The following is a 16,486-nucleotide window of genomic DNA, read 5'->3' as shown; positions in this document are numbered from 1 at the left end:
ATCCTCATTACAACGAGTTAATGAAGTTGTTTTTTCATTTGAATAATCTCCATTTTTAACTTTGCAGCTGCAACGGGATCATGTTCCTGCTTCATAAGTATTTCTTTCTGTTGTATATCTACCCACTTTGGGTAATTTTCAATCTGTTTCATATAATCGATTAACTCTTGTTCCGAACATTCTTCATTAACCGACAACATAGCAAGCTCTGAGGCAACCCTCATAAGATCTGGATCTTCTAGACGATTCACAAATTGACTCGGGTCAGCTTCATTACCTTCACCGTAATAGGCAAAAAGATAAGCTGCAATGGCATGATGCTCATCAACGTTAAACGCTCCGCCAATCCGCTCCTGCACTTGTTCTGCAATTTCTATATCACGCATCATATGAGCAAGAAGCAGCCTTTCTGCATTTTTGTATGCAGGGAGAAGCTTTTTTTGATTAAGAGCTTTTGTAGCATGCCGTTTAATCGGCTGTTCACTTTTTCCTGCCTGCTGCTGTTTTTTTGCACGATAAAGTTGAAACTGCTCTTGTTTTAATGCTTCTAAAGAAAGAGAAAATTCATCTGCAAGCTGCCTTAAATAGTGATCTCGTTCTACAGCCCTCTTCAAAGACGAAATCTCCCGAAGAACCTCTTCGATATAGCGCAGACGTTCTCCTTCATCCTGCAGATTTCTTCCTTTTCTTAAAAACCGCATCTTAAATGCCATTAATGATAAGCTTGCCCCTATTACATCCGTTTTAAAGCGCTCTGCTCCAAATTCTCGGATGAAGTCATCGGGATCAAGTCCTTCAGGCATCAGTGCAATTTTCACGTGACAGCCTGCTTCTTCAAGAATTGTAGCTGACCTGAATGCAGCATCAACCCCGGCTCGGTCAGAGTCATAACAAATGGTTACATTTTCTGCATTACGGCGTAATACTTTGGCCTGCTCTTGAGTTAAAGAGGTTCCAAGTGTCGCCACTCCATTAGTTATACCTGCCCCCCACGCTGCTACTACATCCACATACCCTTCAAAAAGGATGGCAGCATTTTCCTTACGAATGTAAGGTCTCGCTAAATGAAGGGCATACAACGTATTGCTTTTGTGGAAAATAGGGGTTTCCGCACTATTTAAGTATTTGGGCTTATCCGAACCAATACTCCTGCCGCCAAACGCAATGACTTTTCCTTGGTTATCCCATATCGGAAACATGAGCCGATTTCTAAATCTATCATAATAACCGTTATCAGATTCCCTAATTCCAAGCAATCCAGCTTTAGCCATCATCTCAAGAGAAAAGCCTCTCTTATCTAAGATGATTTTAAGAGAATCCCACCTGTTTGGGGCAAAGCCTATTTGAAAGTGTTCAAGCTGTTCTTTTGTGAATTTTCTTGATTTAGCATATTCTCTGCCGCCTGCACCTTCTTCTGTTAATGTAAGAACATGGTGGTACAGTTTAGATGCAAGCTCGTGACCATCGATCATCATTTTTGTAGGCGAATGACGGTTTGTTTCCCCTTGACTTTGAACGGGAAGATCAATATTTGCTCTTCCTGCCAGGTCTTTTGCAGCATCTACAAAAGTATACCCCTCATGTTCCATCAAAAAGGAAAAAACGTTTCCGCCTGCCCCGCATCCAAAACAATGGTAGAGTTGTTTATCTTGAGACACAGAGAATGATGGTGACTTCTCACCATGAAAAGGACATAAGCCTATATATTGACGGCCTTGCTTCTTGAGTTGAACATAGTCACTGATAACCTCTACAATATCAGTAGATTTGCGAATCTGTTCAATTTTCTCCTCGGGTATTCGACCACTCATATTAAGCATCACCATATTTCTTTCCTGATGAGTGTAATATATGTTCGAGCTTTTTTGCTATTTTCCTGCTTTTTTTGATAAAATCCTTGTAAATTGATGACAAAAAAGTGAGCGATCTTCTTCTGTAAAAGCACGAGGCCCTTTTGTTTTACCGCCTTTACGCCTTTCTTTTTGTGAAAGATAACGGGCATCAAGCATCTGCATAATGTTTTCTTCACGATATACATACCCTCTGGGTGATAATACATCGACCCCTTTTGGCAAAAGAATAGAAGCTAATGCATGATCTTGCGTAACACAGCAATCTCCACGCTTCGATTGATTAAGTATATACATGTCTGCAGCCTCTTTATCTGAATCAACCGATACATGCGTAAACCCATCAGGCACATTCATTTCATGTGCAATCGAGGAAACAAAAACAGCTGATTGGTTAAACTTCTGACAGATCGACACAATTTCCTTTTTTACAGGACATGAATCTGCATCTACAAATACCTTAACAATAAGTTCGCTCATAACTTCAATTCAACATCCTCTTTTAGATTCCTGCAAACATTTTAAAGAATTTCGCTGTTTCTTGTCGAATGATATGAATTGTCATGTTTTTTTATCAATAAGCTATTTATACACATTCTTCTTTACTATCATTACCAAAAAAACAAGAAAAAGTCTTGACTTTTTAAAAATAATCGTTCTTTTTTCTGTAATCCATTCTTTCTTATATAAATAAGAACACAATTCTTTATTATACGGAACTTTGAATCATTTGACTAGTGGTATTTAATAAACATTACAAATAAGATCATTTTACATAAGAGCGTACAAAGGAAAGGCACCTTTTACCTAAAGGTGCCTTTCTTGGTACTTACTTACGTTGAAACATACTTGAAATGAGATTTGCAGTTTCTTCTACTGCTTTATTCGAGACATCAATGACCGGACATCCAATTCGATTCATTACATCTTCAGCATAGACAAGTTCCTCTTTGATTCTCTCGATATTCGCATAATTAGCTTGAGCTTTTAACCCTAGCGCTTTTAAGCGTTCTGCACGGATATCGTTTAATTTCTCAGGTGAAATTTTTAATCCGATACATTTCTTAGCAGAGATCTTAAAGAGTTCTTGCGGCGGTTCCACCTCAGGGACTAAAGGAACATTAGCTACTTTCAAACGCTTATGAGCGAGGTATTGCGAAAGCGGCGTTTTAGATGTGCGCGACACCCCGATTAACACCACATCTGCTCTCATAATTCCCCTTGGGTCACGCCCGTCATCATACTTTACAGCAAATTCAATTGCTTCTACTTTTCTAAAGTAATCTTCATCAAGACGGTATACAAGACCAGGCTCATATCTTGGTTCTTTGCCTGTTAACGTTTCAATTTTATTCAACATAGGTCCTATGATGTCTACTGTCTCTACATTTTTAGCTGCAGCACGTTCAATCAAATAATTCTTGATTTCAGGTACAACGAGCGTAAATGCAATTAAAGCATTTGCCTGTGAGGCTAAATAAATAATTTCATCAATAGTTCCCGTATCTTCTACATATGGAATCCGGCGAACTTCTACACCCGCACCATTAAATTGGCTCGCAGCAGCTTTAACCACTAGTTCTGCAGTTTCGCCTACAGAATCAGAGACGACATATACAACAGGACGTTGCTTCATTTCTACCATCATGACCTCCTTACATCCGTGCTTCCCTAGATCGTTTCTTCGTTTGCTAAATCTACGAGCAGCGAAGTTATATTTGTTTTAGTGATTCGGCCAATGACCTCATAGCCAGAACCATAATCGACGTCTTGGACGATAGGCAGTCCATCAATTTGTTTATTAATTAACTTCTTTGCTACTTCAATAATGAGATCGTCTTCTTTACAAACTGTTATATTTGGCATTCTTGTCATAATAATACTAACTGGAATTGATTCTAATGCTTGTTTTCCTAGACTTGCACGCAATAAATCTTTTCTAGACAGCACACCAACGAGCGTTGTTTGTTTATCTGTGACAAACAATGTCCCAACATCCTCTAGGAACATTGTACAAATAGCATCATATACAGAGGATGACTCCTGCACCACAATTGGGCGTGATTGATAATGCCTTACGGTGATATTTTTAACTTTTTCTCCAAGTAACTCTGTACCTGTTTTACCGGTATAAAAATATCCTACTCGCGGTCTGGCATCTAAATAACCAGCCATCGTTAAAATTGCTAAATCCGGACGCAAAGTTGCTCTCGTTAAGGAAAGACGCTCTGCGATTTGTTCACCTGTAATAGGCCCATTTTGCTTCACAATGTCTACAATATGTTCTTGCCGATTTGTGAGTTCGATTGTTTCCACCGCCTTCAACACACAAATGTGTTATGCTTTATCCCCAATATTATATACTATATAGTCAGCTTTTTACACAAAAAACGCTCAAGTACTTAGCTGGTTTTACATTGTTTAGCTAAACACAATAGATTGGAAGTTAGCAAAGGCACGGATTACAGCCGATAATTCAAGCATTTGCGCTAAACGATTACGTTTCACTTTTTCATCTTCTGCCATAACCATAATATGATCGAAGTAAGCATGAATACTTGGCTCAATCGATTGCAGGCTCTTAAATGCACGAGATGCATCCCCATTTGCAAGAGCAATCTGCACTTCTTTTTGAGCTGACTCATAGTGCCTATATAGTTCTTTCTCTTCTTCTTTTTCAAATAGTTCAGGTTTAATTTCTACAGCTGTTTCTGCTTTTTTAGCAATATTCGTTACACGGCTTAGCGCCTCTACAGTTTTCTTAAATGCTGGTTGGGATACTTGATCCATTAACAGTTCTGCTTTTTTAATTGTTGTTGATACATGAATCGCTTCGCTCGTTAACACAGCATCAATGACGTCATAGCGGATTCCTTTTTCTTGCAATGCATTTTTTATACGAAGTGAGAAGAATTCCATAACCTCTTTTGTAATATCTTCTCGGTCACGCTTCAATAAACCGCGCTCCTCACTAACATCAAGACTTGCTGCTACTAATTCATCGATTTCCACATCAAAATCATAATCAGCAATCATCTGTACAATTCCTGCTGCTTGTCTTCTCAGTGCATAAGGGTCTTGTGAACCTGTCGGAATAAGACCAATCGCAAAGCATGTGACGATGGTATCTAGCTTATCAGCCAAACTTACAACAGTACTTGCTTTTGTCGAAGGACTCTTATCTCCAGCAAATTTAGGCATATAATGCTCTTTAATGCCTACTGTAACCTCAACGGGCTCACCGATCAGCCCAGCGTATACTTCACCCATACGTCCTTGAAGCTCAGGAAATTCATAGACCATTTGAGTGACAAGGTCAAATTTTGCAATTTCAGCAATACGATCTGCCACTTCTTGCTCGTTAGAATCAAGAGCAACAAGCTTACTGATAGAAGTGACGCCTTTACGAACACGGCGAACCTTATCGGCAATCGATCCCAGATCCTCGTGGTATACAATGTTTTCAAGACGGCCTAATGCATCTTCAATCTTGAGCTTTTGATCTTCTGCATAGAAGAAAGCCGCATCAGAAAGACGTGCACGCAGAACTTTTTCATTTCCTTTTGCGACATTTTCAAGATGCTGATGATCACCATTACGCACCGTTACGAAGTGAGGCAAAAGTTTCCCTTCTGTATCTTCCACTGGGAAGTAACGTTGATGCTCACGCATTGAGGTGATAAGCACTTCTTTAGGAATCTCTAAGAATGCATCGTCATACGTACCTGATAAAGCAGTAGGATATTCAACAAGATTCGTTACTTCTTCTAATAAGTCTTCATCAATCGGAATAACCCAGCCGTTTCCTTCTGTCATTGATTCAATCTGGTTGCGAATCGCGCGTTTGCGCTCTTCTGGTCTAGCGATAACATACTGGCCTAATAAAGCTGTTTCATAGTCAGCAGGAGTATCTAACTTCACTTCCTCCCCTAGGAAACGGTGACCTCTTGTTGCATTGCTTGTTTTGACATCTGTTATTTCAAATGGGATAATTTCTTCCCCATATAGGGCAACCATCCATTGAATTGGACGCGCAAAACGCAGGTCATATTGATTCCAGCGCATGTTTTTAGGAAAATGCATAGAAGTGACAATTGATTTTAAGGCTGGTAATAACTCAACCGTTTTCTTGCCTGCTGTAAACGTCTTAGCATACACATACTCTACACCCTTGAGCTCTTTAAAAAACAGATCATCTGCTGTTACACCTTGACCTCGCGCAAAACCTAGAGCAGCTTTTGACCAGTTCCCTTCCTCATCTTGAGCAATTTTCTTAGCAGGACCCTTTGCTTCTGCTTCTACATCTGGCTGCTTCTCTTTTAATCCTGTTATATAAATGGCTAAACGACGCGGTGTTGAGAAAGCTTCAATTGCATCAAAATCAAGACGCTCTTCTTTTAACCAATCACTCACTTTATTCTTTAATTGATTCATTGAATCTGTGACAAAGCGGGCTGGCAGTTCTTCAAGGCCAAGTTCAAATAAAAAGTCACGTTTACTCATTCTCTGCATCCCCCTTTTTTAACATTGGAAACCCTAGACGCTCACGCTCATCATAATAAAGCTTCGCTGCAGTACGGGCTAAATTTCTGACTCGACCGATATATCCTGTTCGCTCTGTTACAGAAATCGCACCTCTCGCATCTAATAAGTTGAACGTGTGAGAACATTTTAAAATATAATCATAGGCTGGGAATACTAGGTTCTCATCTAGTGCGCGTTTTGCCTCTTGTTCATATGTTCCAAACAAGGAGAAAAGCATCTGGCTGTCAGATACTTCAAATGTATATTTTGAATGCTCATATTCAGGCTGTTTAAAAATGTCACCATACGTGAATCCTTCTACCCACTCAAGGTCAAACACATTTTCTTTATCTTGAATATAGGAGGCTAAACGTTCTAAACCATATGTAATTTCAGCAGAAACTGGGTTTGCTTCAATACCGCCTACTTGTTGGAAATACGTAAACTGTGTAATTTCCATGCCGTCTAACCAAACTTCCCATCCAAGACCCGCACATCCTAAAGTCGGATTTTCCCAATTATCTTCAACAAAACGAATGTCATGTTTTAGCGGGTCGATCCCTAGTGCCTTTAAGCTGTCAAGGTACAGCTCTTGAATATTAGTTGGAGATGGCTTCATAATAACTTGAAATTGATGGTGTTGATAAAGACGGTTAGGATTCTCTCCGTAACGACCATCTGCAGGACGACGTGATGGTTCCACATAAGCTACATTCCAAGGCTCAGGACCAATTGTACGAAGAAGCGTAAACGGACTCATCGTACCCGCCCCTTTTTCAGTGTCATACGCTTGCATGATCATACAGTTTTGCTTTGACCAAAATTCTTGTAATGTCAAAATCATTGTTTGGACATTCATACTAATTCCTCCTTAATAGTTCGTAAAACCTAATCTCAAGGTTTAGTTCAAGGTGAAAGAAACGAGGTAGGATGAAAGAAAAAAACTCTCGTCCTTATGTCGACTTATCGACATAGGGACGAGAGTTTCTCCCGCGGTTCCACCCTATTTATTCACTCAGAAAAACGAAGTGAATCACTTTCACCGTTATGCTCAGGAACGCCTTCCAATTAAACTGCTGCCCTAGCTCTCACCACCCTAGGTTCGCTTTCAACAGGACTTAATTGTACTTCTTTCCGTCAATGCACCATATAATACTAGCATCATACTGAATTTCAGTTGTTGTGTCAATAAGGTTTAAGATCACCCATGCGCTCAAGCTGATCGAGAAATCGTTTTGAACGCAGTGTTACACCTGAATATTCATCATAATAAGCTGAAATAATTAATTTCAATTCTTTTTTAGTCTCATCTTTTAAAGATATTTGCCCTAAACGGCTCAAATCAATGTAATAAAACAACCTCAGCAGTCTAGCTGTTTGAGGAGTGATCTTAAAGGCATGCTCATCTTTATGGATGCATTTCTTGCAAAGAAAGCCAGCTTCTTTTATAGAGAAGCCTGATGGTACTTCAGTACTTCCGCAATTCGTACATTGATCAAGCTCAGGTGTAATTCCAGCCACTTGCATCATTTTCATTTCAAATATACGCAGCAACACTTCAGGATCAATACCTTCATCTAAATAAAGCAACGTTTGCTGCAATAAATGAAACAACGGTTCATTTGGCTGTTTCTCCTCCGTAAGCTTATCAATTAATTCAACGACATACGTTGCATAGGAAGCTAAAAATAAGTCATTCCTTACTTCTTTATAAGAATGAATCATTTCTGCCTGATTTAACGTCCCGAGGCCGTTGCTTTTTTGAAACAAATACAGTCCATGAATAAACAATTGAGATATGGCAGCCAGTCTGCTTTTAGGTTTCTTAGCGCCCCTGGCCATCACTCCCACTTTGCCGCTTTCTCTTGTAAATAACGTAACAATTTTATTCGATTCGCCGTAATCATTCGTTCGAATAACAATAGCTTCTACTTTTTGCATCATTGCTTATCACCACACATTCACATTGTGAGGTGCAAACAAGGTCAATGAGTTTGCGCGTCTAACGTGTCAATATTATCAACGTCTTCTTGGCTCACTTCATCTTCATGGCCGCGCTCAAGTTCTTTAATCAGTAAATACGTATCCAAATTGCCAGTCATTGAAAAAACCTTCCAGGAAAAATCGAGCATCTCAATTTCCACCTTTCTCTCAAGACTTAAACGCTCTGTATCTCTAGGTTGACCTTGTTTGCAAAATTCATGTTAGAGAAAAATTGTTAATTTATACACCTTGACAAACAGAGTTGTTATTTTTTTGAAATTCTATTTGTCTTCATCATAATCGTTTCGAAACAAAAACACAATGGCTAGACGCCCAGCCATTGTGAAAGTTGTTTAGATTTTATGTTACAACTTTGTAGCAGAAGAGTGCTTATTTGAAATCTAGCAAAAGTCGCATGCCAGACCAGTCGCTTTCGCTTTTCTTGTCTAGTTGCATGTTTCAAATAGTCGGCGCCTTCACTTTGTCAAACGAATCAGAGTGCGCTTCTTATTGACAAACCTCCAGCCCCCTCCTATCTTAACGAAACATTCCACTTTTCTGTCTAGCTGCAGCTCCTTGTCCTGCGGGTAAAAACGGTGCATCAATTGAAGTCAAAGAGATACTTCAAATTGCTCCCCCTCATTTTACCGCATGCCAGAGCAGTCGCTTTCGCTTTTCTTTTTAATATTCATCTTCTTTGAAGCCGTAGTCTCTGAGGTGGGTTGATTTGTTTCTCCAGTCTTTTTGAACTTTAACCCAAAGCTCCAAGAAGACTTTAGAGCCTAACAGCGCTTCGATATCTCCTCGTGCCCGCTTTCCAACTTCACGAAGCATGCTTCCTTGCTTTCCAATGATAATCCCTTTTTGAGACGTACGCTCCACTATGATCGTTGCTCCGATATAAATCATATCATTATCCCTGCGCTTCATTTGTTCGATCACTACAGCTACTGAGTGAGGAATCTCTTCCCGTGTAAGATGTAATACTTTTTCACGGATTAATTCAGCAACGATAAAACGCTCAGGGTGATCGGTAACTTGGTCACTCGGATAGTACTGAGGACCTTCTTCAAGGTGGTCAACAATTTGCTCCATCAGCGTAGGAACATTGCTGCCTTGAAGGGCCGATACTGGAATCACTTCTGTAAAATCAAACTTCGTACGATAGGTTTCAATAATACCTAATAAATCATCCGGCTGCACTTTATCAATTTTATTGATCACTAAAAAGACCGGTGTTTTTGTCTCTTTTAATCGCTCAATAATAAACTCCTCACCAGAACCAAACGCTTCACCCGCATCAACTACATAAAGAATTAAATCAACTTCACGCAGAGTGTTTTGAGCCACTTTCATCATGAAATCGCCTAGTTTGTGTTTCGGCTTATGAATCCCAGGTGTATCAATAAAAACAACCTGTGATTCATTGCTTGTATACACGCCTTGAATTTTATTTCGTGTTGTTTGGGGTTTATCTGACATGATGGCAATCTTCTGGCCTATAACATAATTTAAGAGTGTAGATTTTCCCACATTCGGTCTTCCAATAATTGAAACAAATCCTGATTTAAATCCTTTTGGTGTGTTATTCATTCATATCCTCCGCTGTAAATGCTCCTGGCAATAATTCCGAAACTGACATTTCATTAATGTCTCCTTTTAAATTTGTTAAGTAAACGGGCGCATTCGGCGGAATTAATTCCACCATTACTTGACGACAAGCCCCGCATGGCGGCACTGGACGGTCTGTATCCGCTACTACCGCAATGGCAGCAACCTTCCTATTGCCCTCCGAGTACGCCTTATATAATGCTGTTCTTTCCGCACAATTTGTTAAACCGTAAGAAGCGTTTTCAATATTCGCTCCCTTAAACACGGTTCCATCTTCCATTAAAAGCGCTGCTCCTACCTGAAATTTCGAGTAGGGTACATAAGCATTCTCACGTGCCTCTTTAGCTAGTTCGATTAATTGTTGTTTATCCATTGTTCTCATCCCTTCTAATGGTCCTCTTGTTTGGAGCGTAACTGTACCAACATTTTCTCTTTATCTACAATCGCTTCTGTCTGTTCATCCTGAACTTCTCTGTCTGGAGGCACAACTACCCCACCAGAAATAATAAATTTTAGACCTTGTTCAACGGTCATATCAAGCTCAATAACATCTTCCTTAGGTACAAGCAGCAGCCATCCAGACGTAGGGTTAGGGGTAGTGGGTAAAAATACATTAATACACTCTTTAGAAGTCACCCGCTGGACTTCTCCCTTCGACTCACCAGTCTGAAATCCAACCGTGTATAAACCTTTTCTCGGATATTCTACAAGTACAACGTTTTGAAACGATGTACGCTCTTGAGCAAACGCATGAATAATTTGTTCTACCGATGTATAAATAGAGTTAGCAATCGGTATTTTTCTAAACGTCTGATCAATCGAATCAAGTACCTTCACTCCACGTCCTCTTAGTCGAAGCGCACCTACCCATGTAAGCAGGATAATGGTCAGCACAAACCCTATTCCAAGCAGCCGCTCTGAGAAAGGTGTATAGACTCCTAAGAAGTAAATTCGGCTGTCAACGGTAGTAATAATATTTAGTGCTTTTAAAATACCAGTAATAAATGAACCTAAAAAAGAATCTACTAATGTAAAAAGAAATTGGATGACATAGATGGTCGCTATGGCGGGCAGTAAAAAAATGATCCCTGCAATAATATTTTTTTGAAATCTCTTCCACATTTAAAGAGGATCTCCTCTCCTGATTGCGCGCAGAATATGCTAAAAAGCTTTAATTTGATTCATCAAAGAAATTTCTCGAGCAGATGCGGGCCAAAGAGAATGATTCCCATGATGACAGCAAAAATACTATACACAAACACAGCAGATGCAGCAACATCTTTTGCTCTTTTTGCTATCGGATGATACTCTTCAGTCACTAGATCAACTGTTCTTTCGATCGCTGTATTCATTATTTCAAGTGCGAATATACCGCTTATAATTACTAATAAAAACAGCCATTCTAAGCGCGTTAAATCCAGCCAGAAAGCCAGCAAGATAACGAAAGCCGCCAAAGACACGTGCACTTGCATATTTTGTTCATTTACAAACACATGCCTTAAGCCTTGATAAGCATAGCCAAAAGATCTTAACAAGCGAGTAAATCCGCGTTTATTCCTATCTTGTAAGCCCATATGCGCTTAAGATCTCCTCTTGACGTGAGAACATCGCTTTTTCATCTTGCTCTGTCATGTGATCGTATCCAAGAAGGTGCAAGAAACCATGGACCACTAGAAAACCCAGCTCTCTTTCAAAGGAATGTCCATACTCCTCTGCCTGTCTTGAAATATGAGCAACAGAAATAATAATATCGCCGAGTGCATTAGGCATTCCTGCCATTATCATATCTGCTTCATCTTCCACTTCATCATTTAATGCGAATGAAATCACATCAGTCGGAATATCCTTTCCGCGGTACTCTGCATTAATCTCTTGAATTCTCTTTTCATCAACAAACGTAATAGAAAGTTCTACTTCTCCGTCTAATCTTTCATATTCTGCGGCACTTGTAATCAATTTCGTCACTATATTTTCTTGTTCACTATTAAGTGTACCCGTTTCATCATGTAGATCAATCGTCAAATTCATTCTTTTTTCTCTCCTTTTTTAGCAGACTCGTCTGGGTACTCAATTCGTTGATGGAATGTACCGTTTAATGTCTCACACATCGTCTGCGCAATTTGGCTAAGCTGCCTAAGGGTTATATCTGATTCATCGAACTGCCCATCTTCAAGCTTGTCTGTTATGATCTTTTTCACTAATGATTCAATGCCTTCTGGTGTAGGATTTTGCATTGACCTAACCGCCGCTTCAACACTGTCTGCAATCATAACAATAGCGGCCACTTTCGTTTGCGGTTTCGGCCCAGGGTATCTAAATTGTGATTCTTTTATTTCTTCTTCTGAATCTTGCTTTGCTTTATGGTAGAAAAACTTCAGCAAGCTTGTCCCGTGATGTTGTTCAGCTATATCAATGATTTCTTTAGGCATTTTATGTTCTCGTAAAAGATGCACTCCATCATAAGGGTGATCTATAATAATTTTTGCACTCTCAAGCGGTGAAAGCTGATCGTGAGGATTAGCCATCTTTTGTTGATTTTCAATAAAATACTGCGGCCTTTTCGTTTTCCCTAAATCATGATAATAGGCTCCGACTCTGGCAAGCAGGCCGTTTTCTCCAACTGCTTCACATGCCGCTTCAGCTAAATTGCCGACTACGACACTGTGATGATACGTCCCAGGTGTTTCTGTCAATATTTTTCTAAGCAGGGGCTGGTTAGGGCTTGAAAGTTCAATTAACCTCGACGGGGATAAAATGCCAAATCCCGCTTCAAAAAACGGCATCAGTCCAATAGCAAGGACTGCAGCAAGAAACCCTGATAGAAAAGCAAAACCAATATGCAGGCCTACCTCAACCCAACCGCTTTGAACTGTTCTCATAAACAGCAGTGAAATAATAGCTAAGATATTGATGAAAGAGACAAAAAATCCGGCACGTAAGATTCTTGAAACTCTTGCCGACTGGCTTAAATAATAGGTTGCCGCAAATGAACTTAAGAGCATATACGCCCCGTAAGTAAAGTTAAACGTGCCAACAGATTCATTATTAAAATAAATACTTCCAATCACGGCAAAAAGTACACTAGAAAACAATGAAATGCGTGGATGAATTAATGTAGTTAACAGCATGGCACCAAGTGCTACAGGAACAATAAATCCAATGCCGATAAGTCCTATGCCTTCTAACAAGCTGGACATCTTAATAAATAATAGAGTCACAATAAAAATCAACATAAACAAAACAAGGTGACTGTTATTATGCTGAACCGTTGTTTTCGCTTCCTTTAAATAATAGGCGAGCATTCCTACGATTAAAAGAACTAAAAGCGCCAGCCCGATATATGGATAAGGATTAAAAGAATCATCTAATAATCCAACAACCCTCAGCTGTTCATAGATCTCGTAGTCAATAATCTCTCCCTCTTTAACTAAGAGCTGACCTTCACGGATCATCACTGGTTCTACGGAGTCACTCGCTTCTTGACGCTGTCTGTCTGTTGCTTCTAAATCATAAATATAGTTAGGGATAATAGCAAATTGTGCAATTTCAATCATGGCTTCAAGGAGTCTGTTGCTTACTGTTGAAATCGCAAATTGTTCATCTACTGATTGTTTAACATCTTGGAGGTTGCGAATGGAGATCTGCTCACCCATCGCTTCATATACAGCATTTGCCGTTGCCTCTTGGGCTATACGGAGCTGTGATTCTGTTGCCTCCATTAAAGTCAGGAGCGTTTCTTCTGATAAATCATTGCTTGTCCCAGACGAGAGAACTTCTTGAATATAGGCTAGCTGCTCCTCTCTTTTTTCCTCTTCTGTGGCAGCTTCCTCTACCCCTTCAACCGGTTCCTCTTCTTCAAGGGCAACACGCCTGACTAGTTCAAATATATCATTTACTTTCACCACTTGATTTTCAGCATATTCCCGCTTTAACTCATATACAGGACTGACAGCCTCCGTGGCTTCACTCCGTCTTTCTTCTGTTTCGATTTTGTTTTCCGTCGTAATTGGCGATCGAATATCGCGATCGGCGATTTGAGAAAGTCGGATATCTAAGGTCTCCGGAATAATATTTCCAATCATTGATGTATATAAGAAAACAGCCAAAATGATAAATAAAATGGTACGTATGTATCTATGATCGCGCACTCTTTTCCACCAAGGGATCTGATCAATTGAAAATCGTTTTCTCAAGGGCTCTCCCCCCTTCTCATAAATAATCGGCAGTATGAATTGCATTTTTGCAGGCTGATAAACAAGGTGAATGAACAGAGAAGACCCTCGTCAAGCGAGGGTCTTATTGAAGCGTTCACTTAGGTGTGACCACTACTGCTTGCTATTCAACTTTCCCCGTTTCTTTTTCATACGCATCTAAGATTTTTTGTACGAGCGTATGTCTGACAACATCTGATGCTTGCAAGTAAATAAAACCAATATCATTTACTGATTTCAAATATTCTATGGCTACTTTCAAACCAGATTTCTTCCCTTTTGGCAAGTCAATCTGCGTTAAATCGCCATTAATAACCATTTTCGAGCCGAAACCAAGACGTGTAATAAACATTTTCATCTGTTCTTGGGTCGTATTTTGTGCTTCGTCTAAAATGACAAATGCATCATCTAACGTTCGCCCACGCATGTATGCAAGCGGTGCCACTTCAATTGTTCCGCGTTCCATAAGTCTAGTCGTTGTCTCAACGCCTAACACATCGTGAAGGGCGTCGTAGATCGGCCGTAAATACGGATCAACTTTTTCCTTCAAATCACCTGGCAGAAAGCCTAAACTTTCTCCCGCCTCAACTGCAGGCCGAGTGAGAACAATTCGTTTAACATGTCCATCTTTTAGAGCAGCTACTGCTAAAACCACTGCTAAATAGGTCTTACCAGTACCTGCAGGCCCAATACCAAACACCATATCGCGCTTACGGATCGCAGATACATAATGCCTCTGACCTAGCGTTTTAGCAATGATCACTTTCCCTTTTGCATTTGTTGCTACTTTTTCCTCGTATAATTCATGCAGCTCATCTAATTGATCGCGCTTTGCAAGTTCAACGGCATATACGACATCTCGCTCAGATAAAGAAATCCCTTTACGAATAAGCTTAACAAAGCTCGCCAATACCTTTTCTACTACTTCTATCATAGTGGAATCTCCACTAACAGACACTTCTTCACCTCTTGTTACAATAGAAACGTCAAGAAGGTCTTCTAAACGCTTTAAATGTCGATCATTTGGACCGAGAAGCGCTTGTGTCTCATTTGTGTTTTTAACTTCTAGTTGAATCGACTTCGTCTCTGACAATAACATCAATCCCCTTGAATGATCGGTTGTGCCGATGTGATATCTTCTAGTACTTGGTAGTGAATCTTTAATTTAACTTTACCATTCTCTGAGGCTTCGTGCAAAACTTTTTCACCAATGATTTCCGCATCTTGAGGCAGACGGCTGACAAGTTCAACTCGCGCCATACGCTTAGCCTCTTCAATTGCTTCTTCTTTTGTATACGTGCGGTTATATGATGAGGTTTCACGAAATTCCTTACGCGTATACTTCAAAGGGAGAGTCCATTTAAAAAAGTGAAATTCCTTCTGTTCGGAAAATTCTTGAACCTGCTCAAATTCATGGGATCTAAAACCCCAAAAAGGAATGTTAATATTAAACATAGAAAGATAATGGCGATTTTTTGATTCTCCTGTAAGTGTTGTAAAAAGCCTTTCTATAGGGATTGAAGCAGTCGATTTATACCAAATTTCACCACGAATATCAGCTACTGCAGCAACAATCTCCGTTTTCCCTTCTTTACCAATCTCGCCGCTTACTAACATATCTCCTTTTTCCACAAAATCATTTGGTTTCACTTGCGCTTGTCCGTGCTCTACAAAAATATCATGGATGATCGCTTTCTTTTTGGCCACCAGGTGTCTCGGACTGACCCTTTCAGCCTCTTCAGGCAACTTTTGTTCAACTACTTCAAATTGATAGGTCGTCCCTTTTTGACGCACACCAACCCACGTAGCCCCGCTTACCTGTTCTGTCACATCCCGCTGAATTTGTTCGACACTTGGCAACGAAAATTGAAAGGTCCAAGGTTTAATTCCCATTTCCGCGACTACTTGCCTTAACTCGTGTTCAACATGCGGAGAAGCCCCTTCCACTTCGACCTTCCATACCATATTTGAGAGAACAATGATTACTGCCAAGCAAGCAGCCAGTCCAGCTACAAACCCTGCTCGCAAACTTACTTTACGAAGAACAGCAGGAGTCCCTTTTCTTTCAGCAAACGTTACTTTACAATCTGTTTTTCTAAGCAATGGCCTGATTTTCTTAGCATCTTCAATATCCATATAAAAGACAATACGCTCATCGCCGACTCTTTTTATCTTCCAAATGGAGAGCCTTTCTTCAATACAGCGGTTTAAAAACCTTTCCGGATATGCACCATCCACCCTCACTCGAACATAGCCCTTCCATGCCTGCACCCAATTATTCCGCATGCCCGGTCCCCCTTTTACATA

The 16,486-nt window shown here is 40.0% G+C and carries 16 protein-coding genes; all 16 read right to left on the bottom strand.

Features of this window, described 5'->3' with window-relative positions:
- Window positions 1-17: 17 nt before the first annotated feature.
- A complete protein-coding gene (gene dnaG, locus BPOF4_RS05830) occupies window positions 18-1,811 on the bottom strand; it encodes a DNA primase (protein ID WP_041822668.1) in 1,794 nt (597 codons plus the stop codon).
- Window positions 1,812-1,868: 57 nt separating this feature from the next.
- Window positions 1,869-2,330: a YaiI/YqxD family protein gene (locus BPOF4_RS05825; protein WP_012958157.1), complete on the bottom strand. Its 462-nt coding sequence runs from the start codon at window positions 2,328-2,330 to the stop codon at window positions 1,869-1,871.
- Window positions 2,331-2,679: 349 nt separating this feature from the next.
- A complete protein-coding gene (locus tag BPOF4_RS05820; protein WP_012958156.1) occupies window positions 2,680-3,495 on the bottom strand; it encodes a pyruvate, water dikinase regulatory protein in 816 nt (271 codons plus the stop codon).
- Between the two features lie 26 nt (window positions 3,496-3,521).
- Window positions 3,522-4,166 carry a transcriptional regulator CcpN gene (gene ccpN, locus BPOF4_RS05815; RefSeq protein WP_022626847.1) on the bottom strand — a complete coding sequence of 215 codons (645 nt, stop codon included), beginning with the start codon at window positions 4,164-4,166 and terminating at the stop codon, window positions 3,522-3,524.
- A gap of 105 nt (window positions 4,167-4,271) precedes the next feature.
- Entirely contained in the window at window positions 4,272-6,353 is a 2,082-nt protein-coding gene (gene glyS / locus BPOF4_RS05810) for a glycine--tRNA ligase subunit beta (RefSeq protein WP_012958154.1), read from the bottom strand.
- The gene (gene glyQ, locus BPOF4_RS05805) at window positions 6,346-7,233 is read right to left on the bottom strand and encodes a glycine--tRNA ligase subunit alpha (protein ID WP_012958153.1); all 888 of its coding nucleotides are present in this window, start codon (window positions 7,231-7,233) and stop codon (window positions 6,346-6,348) included. Before glyQ ends, glyS begins: the two co-directional genes overlap by 8 nt.
- Window positions 7,234-7,559: 326 nt before the next feature.
- Window positions 7,560-8,318 (bottom strand): DNA repair protein RecO, encoded by a 759-nt coding sequence (gene recO / locus BPOF4_RS05800; protein ID WP_041822276.1) that lies wholly within the window; start codon window positions 8,316-8,318, stop codon window positions 7,560-7,562.
- A 41-nt stretch (window positions 8,319-8,359) separates the two neighbouring features.
- A complete protein-coding gene (locus BPOF4_RS21565) occupies window positions 8,360-8,506 on the bottom strand; it encodes a YqzL family protein (RefSeq protein WP_012958151.1) in 147 nt (48 codons plus the stop codon).
- A gap of 532 nt (window positions 8,507-9,038) precedes the next feature.
- Window positions 9,039-9,950 (bottom strand): GTPase Era, encoded by a 912-nt coding sequence (era, locus tag BPOF4_RS05795; protein ID WP_012958150.1) that lies wholly within the window; start codon window positions 9,948-9,950, stop codon window positions 9,039-9,041.
- Entirely contained in the window at window positions 9,943-10,341 is a 399-nt protein-coding gene (locus BPOF4_RS05790; RefSeq protein ID WP_012958149.1) for a cytidine deaminase, read from the bottom strand. Before BPOF4_RS05790 ends, era begins: the two co-directional genes overlap by 8 nt.
- A 14-nt stretch (window positions 10,342-10,355) precedes the next feature.
- Window positions 10,356-11,090 (bottom strand): DUF502 domain-containing protein, encoded by a 735-nt coding sequence (locus tag BPOF4_RS05785; RefSeq protein WP_012958148.1) that lies wholly within the window; start codon window positions 11,088-11,090, stop codon window positions 10,356-10,358.
- Between the two features lie 62 nt (window positions 11,091-11,152).
- Window positions 11,153-11,542, bottom strand: a complete 390-nt coding sequence (locus BPOF4_RS05780) for a diacylglycerol kinase family protein (protein ID WP_012958147.1) — start codon at window positions 11,540-11,542, stop codon at window positions 11,153-11,155.
- On the bottom strand, window positions 11,526-11,996 hold the full coding sequence (ybeY, locus tag BPOF4_RS05775; protein ID WP_012958146.1) for an rRNA maturation RNase YbeY: 471 nt from the start codon (window positions 11,994-11,996) through the stop codon (window positions 11,526-11,528). The genes BPOF4_RS05780 and ybeY overlap by 17 nt, the downstream gene beginning before the upstream one ends.
- On the bottom strand, window positions 11,993-14,161 hold the full coding sequence (locus BPOF4_RS05770) for an HD family phosphohydrolase (RefSeq protein ID WP_012958145.1): 2,169 nt from the start codon (window positions 14,159-14,161) through the stop codon (window positions 11,993-11,995). The genes ybeY and BPOF4_RS05770 overlap by 4 nt, the downstream gene beginning before the upstream one ends.
- A gap of 142 nt (window positions 14,162-14,303) precedes the next feature.
- Window positions 14,304-15,278, bottom strand: a complete 975-nt coding sequence (locus BPOF4_RS05765; protein WP_041822273.1) for a PhoH family protein — start codon at window positions 15,276-15,278, stop codon at window positions 14,304-14,306.
- On the bottom strand, window positions 15,278-16,465 hold the full coding sequence (gene yqfD / locus BPOF4_RS05760; RefSeq protein WP_012958143.1) for a sporulation protein YqfD: 1,188 nt from the start codon (window positions 16,463-16,465) through the stop codon (window positions 15,278-15,280). Before yqfD ends, BPOF4_RS05765 begins: the two co-directional genes overlap by 1 nt.
- Between the last annotated feature and the right edge of the window lie 21 nt (window positions 16,466-16,486).

The organism is Alkalihalophilus pseudofirmus OF4 (assembly GCF_000005825.2).
GTDB classification, from domain to species: domain Bacteria; phylum Bacillota; class Bacilli; order Bacillales; family Bacillaceae_D; genus Alkalihalophilus; species Alkalihalophilus pseudofirmus.
The sequence above is the reverse complement of the archived record's forward strand: the minus strand, read 5'-3'. Positions and strand labels throughout refer to the sequence as shown.

Coding starts and splice junctions, on each gene's coding strand:
- BPOF4_RS05790 (WP_012958149.1), bottom strand. CDS start 10,341: ATGGATAAACAACAATTAATCGAACTAGCTAAAGAGGCACGTGAGAAT.
- BPOF4_RS05785 (WP_012958148.1), bottom strand. CDS start 11,090: ATGTGGAAGAGATTTCAAAAAAATATTATTGCAGGGATCATTTTTTTA.
- BPOF4_RS05780 (WP_012958147.1), bottom strand. CDS start 11,542: ATGGGCTTACAAGATAGGAATAAACGCGGATTTACTCGCTTGTTAAGA.
- BPOF4_RS05765 (WP_041822273.1), bottom strand. CDS start 15,278: ATGTTATTGTCAGAGACGAAGTCGATTCAACTAGAAGTTAAAAACACA.
- ybeY (WP_012958146.1), bottom strand. CDS start 11,996: ATGAATTTGACGATTGATCTACATGATGAAACGGGTACACTTAATAGT.
- yqfD (WP_012958143.1), bottom strand. CDS start 16,465: ATGCGGAATAATTGGGTGCAGGCATGGAAGGGCTATGTTCGAGTGAGG.
- era (WP_012958150.1), bottom strand. CDS start 9,950: ATGAATAACACACCAAAAGGATTTAAATCAGGATTTGTTTCAATTATT.
- glyS (WP_012958154.1), bottom strand. CDS start 6,353: ATGAGTAAACGTGACTTTTTATTTGAACTTGGCCTTGAAGAACTGCCA.
- dnaG (WP_041822668.1), bottom strand. CDS start 1,811: ATGAGTGGTCGAATACCCGAGGAGAAAATTGAACAGATTCGCAAATCT.
- recO (WP_041822276.1), bottom strand. CDS start 8,318: ATGATGCAAAAAGTAGAAGCTATTGTTATTCGAACGAATGATTACGGC.
- glyQ (WP_012958153.1), bottom strand. CDS start 7,233: ATGAATGTCCAAACAATGATTTTGACATTACAAGAATTTTGGTCAAAG.
- BPOF4_RS21565 (WP_012958151.1), bottom strand. CDS start 8,506: ATGCTCGATTTTTCCTGGAAGGTTTTTTCAATGACTGGCAATTTGGAT.
- BPOF4_RS05825 (WP_012958157.1), bottom strand. CDS start 2,330: ATGAGCGAACTTATTGTTAAGGTATTTGTAGATGCAGATTCATGTCCT.
- BPOF4_RS05820 (WP_012958156.1), bottom strand. CDS start 3,495: ATGGTAGAAATGAAGCAACGTCCTGTTGTATATGTCGTCTCTGATTCT.